This is a genomic window from Methylocaldum sp. (assembly GCF_039794385.1).
In the GTDB taxonomy this organism is placed as follows: Bacteria; Pseudomonadota; Gammaproteobacteria; order Methylococcales; family Methylococcaceae; genus Methylocaldum.
On sequence record NZ_JBDIVO010000307.1, the window covers coordinates 1 to 5,397 of the forward strand.

Sequence of the window (5,397 nt, forward strand, 5' to 3'; positions counted from 1 at the left end):
CCTACCTTCAGATCGAAGATTTGCCCGGCTCGATCAAGCTGGCGACCACCGAAGACCCCGATGTCCACATGATGGGCATGATCATGCTGGAGCCGGCCGACCTCGATGCCGCGTCGGTCGAACTAAAAATCTGCGACTCCTATGTGCTGGTCGCCAAGGAATTGCTCAAAGGCAACTGCGATGCCGGCGTTTTTCTCGCCGAGGCGTTCAACGATCTCTCTTCGGTCATACGCAAGCAACTGCGGGCATTGGTCAGCAGCCAGATCCAGGTGGTCCATCACGCGCTGATGATAAGCCCTAGGCTCGCGGATCACCGAGACCGCCTGCTCGGCGCGCTGCTGGCCATGTCCGAAAACGACAAGGGCAAGAGTGCTCTCGCAGCGCTGAAGATCCCCCGCTGGGAACGGGTCGACGACGAAGAGATGGAATTCATGATCGATCTCATGGACACCTTTGTGACCTGAGCACGAGATCACCCGATCGAAATACCGGGAGCCTCTGTGCTCGACTGCGAAGCTTTTCGCACATCGCCGCTGTTCCCGTATCCACCAAGCTGACGATCCTCGCTTCACGCATAGGATTATGCTCCGCGCTTTGAGCGCGATTGGAGTACCACAAGAAATTTCAGCCTTTCCGTGAACTGACTTGCAGCCTCGTCGGTCTACCCCGATACTATGACCATGATTGAAGCGATCGCGAACCTCACCAACAACTTTCTGATCGCCATGCCCGGGATGACGGACCCCTTTTTCGCCCGCACCGTCACTTATCTGTGCCAACACAGTCCGGAAGGCGCATTGGGTATCATTATCAATCGCCCGTCCGAGCTGACCTTGGGCGATGTGATGCAGCAAATGGAGATCGATATCCAGGAATCCGCCATAGGCCAAATTCCCGTTTACTTCGGCGGGCCGGTGCAGGCCGAACGCGGCTTCGTCCTTCACGAGCCGGGCGGTAACTGGAATTCCACCCTGAAGGTATCGGACTCCATTTCCCTCACCACCTCCCGCGACATCCTGGAAGCCATGAGCATCGGCAAGGGACCTCAAAAGGTCCTGGTGGCGCTGGGATACGCCGGCTGGGGAAAGGGACAGCTGGAACGGGAAATCGTCGAGAACTCCTGGCTGAGTGCGCCCGCCGACGACGCCATTCTGTTCGATCATGCGCCGGCCCATCGCTGGAAGGCCGCCGCCGAACTGATGGGCGTGGATATTTCACTTCTGTCCTCTCAAGCGGGGCACGGCTAATTCATGGATTTCGTCGATCCAGTGCGGCACGAGACCAACGAGCCCACTTATCTCGGCTTTGATTTCGGAGAAAAAAACATCGGCGTGGCCGTCGGACAGCGGGTAACCGGTACCGCGACAGCTCTTGAAACGATACGCGTAACCAGCCGCAAGGCCCTGTGGGACGCCATATCCCGCCTGGTTCAGACATGGCGGCCGTCGGCGTTCGTGGTCGGCTTTCCTTATAACCCGGAAGGTGAAGAAAACCCCATCATCGAGCCCATTTTGCGCTTCTGCCGTCAATTGGAAAGCCGTTATCACCTGCCGGTCCACACGATGGACGAAACCTTGTCGACCAGCGAATCCCGCGAGATTTTTTATCGCAGGCGCTCCAAACGGTCGACGCATTTCGCCGATGTCAAAGACGAACTCGCCGCCCAATTGATTCTGCAAACCTGGTTGGCCCATACGAAGGAAAAGGATGTCGGGAATGCCTGATACGGCTTTGCGGGTGGACCTGTTGCTCGACCGGCTGGAAGCTTCTTTGCGCGAAGAAATGGCGCGGCGCGAGTTTTCCGACCCGGCCATGATCGGCATTCACACCGGCGGAGCCTGGATCGCCGAACGCTTGCATGCCCGACTCGGTCTGGCCGAGCCTTTGGGACTCTTGAACATCTCGTTTTACCGGGACGATTTTTCGCATACCGGCATTCACCCTCAAGTCAATCCAAGCGTGCTGCCGTTTCGCGTCGAAGGCCGGAACATATTGCTGATCGACGACGTGTTCTATACCGGACGGACTGTTCGTGCCGCGCTGAACGAGATCTTCGATTACGGCCGCCCCGCCCAGATCTTGCTGGGCGTGCTGATCGAGCGAAACGGACGGCAGATTCCGATTCGCCCCGATTGCATAGGGCACAAAATTACGCTCGCCGCCGATCAGCGCATCACCCTCAGCGGGCCGAGCCCGCTCGAACTGCGCATCCATTCGGTTTCTCCGCAACCATGAATCCGATTCAGGCCGACAATCTTCAATTAGATTCCAGCGGACGATTGAAGCACTTTCTGACCGTCGAGGGCTTGAGCCGAGACTTGCTGGTCAAGATCATGGACACGGCGGAATCCTTCGCCAGCGTCACCGAGCAGACCGTCAAGAAAGTGCCGCTGCTGCGCGGCAAGACCGTGGTCAACCTGTTTTTCGAGAACAGCACGCGCACGCGCACCACCTTCGAATTGGCCGCGAAGCGGCTGTCCGCCGACGTAATCAATCTGAACATCGCCACCTCCGCCACATCCAAGGGGGAAAGCCTGCTGGATACCATCCGCAATCTGGAAGCGATGCACGTCGACATGTTCGTCGTCCGGCACGCGGAAAGCGGCGCGGCCCACTTCATCGCCCGCCACGTGGCACCCCATATCAGCGTCATCAACGGCGGAGACGGACGGCATGCCCACCCGACCCAAGCCATGCTGGACGTGTTCACCATCCGCAAATACAAGGGCGATTTCTCGAATCTGAAAGTAGCGATCGTCGGCGATATCCTTCATTCCCGCGTAGCCCGGTCCGAGATTCATGCCCTGAACACCCTGGGTGCCGCCGAAGTGCGCGTGATCGGTCCCAAAACGCTGCTGCCGGCTGCGGTCGAGACCTTGGGCGTCACCACATTCCATGATCTGGAGGAAGGGCTGGAAAACGTCGATGTCGTGATCATGCTGCGCCTGCAAAAGGAGCGCATGAGCGGGGCCTTCATTCCAACCGAGCACGAGTACTTCGCCTGCTTCGGACTGACCGAAAAACGCCTGGCGCGCGCCAAACCGGATGTCATCGTGATGCACCCGGGGCCCATCAATCGAGGCGTTGAAATCGATTCCCAAGTCGCCGATGGTCCCCACTCCGTCATACTTCAGCAGGTCGACCACGGGATCGCCGTTCGCATGGCGATTCTGTCCATGGCGATGCGCCCCGATCTCGAAGCTTCCGCCGGAGACAAAGCGGTATGACCGAACGCATCGCCATCCGCGGCGGACATATCATCGATCCGTCGAGCGGCATCGAGGGAACGCTCGATCTCTACTTGGCCGAGGGACGTGTGGTGTCGCTCGGGACCGCGCCGGACGGTTACACGGCGGACCGAACGATTTCAGCGGAAGGGCAGATCGTATGTCCAGGTTTTATAGATCTTTGTGCGCGTTTACGCGAGCCCGGTTACGAACATAAGGCGGCGATCGCCAGCGAAAGCGAGGCCGCTAGCGCGAGCGGGATTACTACGCTCTGCTGTCCGCCCGATACCGATCCGGTTATCGATACGCCCGCCGTGGTCAACCTGATCCGGGAAAGGGCGCAACAGATCGGTAAGATAAGGGTACTACCCATAGGCGCTTTGACGCGCGGCCTTAAGGGTAGGGATTTGAGCGAAATGAGCGCGTTGAAGCGCGCCGGCTGTGTTGCGCTCAGCAATGCCCACGCGCCGATGGCGAATACGCTGGTGCTGCGCCGGGCGCTCGAATATGCCGCGAGTCACGACCTTCTGGTCGTCATCCGTCCGGAAGACCCATGGCTTGCCGACCAAGGCTGCGTCCACGAAGGGCCGACCGCGACTCGATTGGGTTTGCCAGGGATTCCGGACGCGGCTGAGACCGTAGCCATTGCCCAAGTCCTGGCGCTGGTCGAGCACACCGAGGCACGGGTTCATTTCGCGCAGTTGAGCTGCGCGCGGGCCGCCCGGATGATTGCCAGAGCACGGGAAAAAGGCGCGCCGGTCAGCGCCGACGTAGCGGCTCATCAGTTGCATCTGACCGAAACGGACATCGACGGATTCAACGCCATGTGCCACGTCAGACCTCCGCTACGAAGCGTGGCCGATAGGGATGCTCTGCGCGAGGCGCTCCGGAACGGCGTGATCACGGCGATTTGTTCGGACCACCAACCCCACGAGCCGGACGCCAAGCTGGACGTCTTTCCGTCCACCGAACCCGGCATGGCTTCGCTGGAAATGCTGCTTCCTCTGACGCTGAAGCTGGTCGACGAGGACGTCCTTTCCGTGAGTCAAGCCATCGCCCTCCTCACACAAGGCCCGGCCGCCGTCATGGGCACGGAGACGGGCACCCTCAGCGTCGGCTCGCCGGCTGATATCTGTATCTTCGACCCTGAGTGCACCTGGACGGTCGATAGCTCGACTTGGCGAAGCGGCGGCCGGAATACGCCCTATTGGGGACAAACCGTCAAAGGCCGGGTGACTCGGACGTTTGTGGATGGCCGGGTAGTTTTCGAGCGCTAGCCAAACCATCGATAAAATCCCCGAGCTATTCAGACTGGCGACCGAAATCCTATTTCACCACACCGCATGCGATGCGGGCTCCGCCCGGCTTGTCGGCGTAGTTGTCGTCTTCCGCATGAATCATCAGTGAACGGCCCTTGAGATCGGCTACGCGCAAACGCTTGGCGGTGACCGCTTCCTGAGCCGTACCGTCGGAGGCCACATTCAAAACCGGCAGATCTCCGGCGTGACCGTCGCCGGCGGGGCCCGCGTGCTTTCCTGTCTTCTTCGGATCGAAGTGATTGCCTGCCCCCAGTCCCGCCACGGGTTTTCCGTCTTTTTCTTTGGCCCCGCAGTCGGGCAATTCATGAACATGAAAGCCGTGCGGGCCGGGCGGCAGACCTCTGAGATCCGGGGTCAGCTTCAATCCCGAGGCCGTATCCGCGGCGACGACGGAACCGATGGACTCCGCAATTCCGGTTTCGTCGATCTTGTTCATCTCCACTCTGATCTCTTCGGCATAAACCGCGGATCCGAAGATGATCGCCGCGCCTGCGGCCATCAATCCAAACTGGTTCATCATAACCTCCCGTATCGTTGTTAAATTTTGCTGTCCAACCGATTTTAAGCCTAAGACAATCCCTGTCGTAAGTCCGTTAAACAAATTTGACATAATCCGAAGCGATGTTTATCGGCCTTTGCAAAACCCGGATCGGAAGCGTTACTCTCCATAGGGATCGATGGGTAGAAGCTGATGGCTGAACGTACTTCGAACCATGCGTGATCCTTTAGCTTTGCTGCGCAGCACCGATTTCCCCCGTATCACGCGGAAACGGCTGGAGACTCTTCAGGTCGATCTGGGCTATCGCTGCAATCTGAGGATTTTGGAGGAACCGGGGTATGAAGATCTGGCT

The 5,397-nt window shown here is 59.1% G+C and carries 7 protein-coding genes; 6 read left to right on the top strand and 1 reads right to left on the bottom strand.

Going from position 1 to position 5,397, the window contains the following annotated elements; translation table 11 throughout:
• From ABJK70_RS19320 to ABJK70_RS19345, 6 genes are all read left to right on the top strand, one after another.
• Positions 1-464, top strand: a 464-nt coding sequence (locus ABJK70_RS19320) for a PhnD/SsuA/transferrin family substrate-binding protein (RefSeq protein WP_347258812.1), incomplete at its 5' end; no start/stop codon positions are given.
• A 216-nt stretch (positions 465-680) separates the two neighbouring features.
• Complete coding sequence (locus ABJK70_RS19325) at positions 681-1,247, top strand: YqgE/AlgH family protein (RefSeq protein WP_133716351.1); 567 nt, start codon at positions 681-683, stop codon at positions 1,245-1,247.
• Positions 1,248-1,250: 3 nt separating this feature from the next.
• Positions 1,251-1,724, top strand: coding sequence for a Holliday junction resolvase RuvX (ruvX, locus tag ABJK70_RS19330; protein ID WP_133716350.1), 474 nt, complete (start codon positions 1,251-1,253; stop codon positions 1,722-1,724).
• Positions 1,717-2,235 carry a bifunctional pyr operon transcriptional regulator/uracil phosphoribosyltransferase PyrR gene (pyrR, locus tag ABJK70_RS19335; protein ID WP_347258813.1) on the top strand — a complete coding sequence of 173 codons (519 nt, stop codon included), beginning with the start codon at positions 1,717-1,719 and terminating at the stop codon, positions 2,233-2,235. Before ruvX ends, pyrR begins: the two co-directional genes overlap by 8 nt.
• Positions 2,232-3,227, top strand: a complete 996-nt coding sequence (locus tag ABJK70_RS19340) for an aspartate carbamoyltransferase catalytic subunit (RefSeq protein ID WP_347258814.1) — start codon at positions 2,232-2,234, stop codon at positions 3,225-3,227. The genes pyrR and ABJK70_RS19340 overlap by 4 nt, the downstream gene beginning before the upstream one ends.
• Positions 3,224-4,504, top strand: a complete 1,281-nt coding sequence (locus ABJK70_RS19345) for a dihydroorotase (protein WP_347258815.1) — start codon at positions 3,224-3,226, stop codon at positions 4,502-4,504. The genes ABJK70_RS19340 and ABJK70_RS19345 overlap by 4 nt, the downstream gene beginning before the upstream one ends.
• A gap of 49 nt (positions 4,505-4,553) precedes the next feature.
• Here the strand turns inward: ABJK70_RS19345 and sodC are convergent, their stop codons facing one another.
• Positions 4,554-5,066, bottom strand: coding sequence for a superoxide dismutase [Cu-Zn] SodC (gene sodC / locus ABJK70_RS19350; RefSeq protein ID WP_347258816.1), 513 nt, complete (start codon positions 5,064-5,066; stop codon positions 4,554-4,556).
• Positions 5,067-5,397: the final 331 nt, after the last annotated feature.

Excerpts from the sequence above, each read along its gene's own strand:
- sodC (WP_347258816.1), bottom strand. The coding sequence starts at position 5,066 with ATGATGAACCAGTTTGGATTGATGGCCGCAGGCGCGGCGATCATCTTC.
- ABJK70_RS19340 (WP_347258814.1), top strand. The coding sequence starts at position 2,232 with ATGAATCCGATTCAGGCCGACAATCTTCAATTAGATTCCAGCGGACGA.
- ABJK70_RS19325 (WP_133716351.1), top strand. The coding sequence starts at position 681 with ATGATTGAAGCGATCGCGAACCTCACCAACAACTTTCTGATCGCCATG.
- ruvX (WP_133716350.1), top strand. The coding sequence starts at position 1,251 with ATGGATTTCGTCGATCCAGTGCGGCACGAGACCAACGAGCCCACTTAT.
- pyrR (WP_347258813.1), top strand. The coding sequence starts at position 1,717 with ATGCCTGATACGGCTTTGCGGGTGGACCTGTTGCTCGACCGGCTGGAA.
- ABJK70_RS19345 (WP_347258815.1), top strand. The coding sequence starts at position 3,224 with ATGACCGAACGCATCGCCATCCGCGGCGGACATATCATCGATCCGTCG.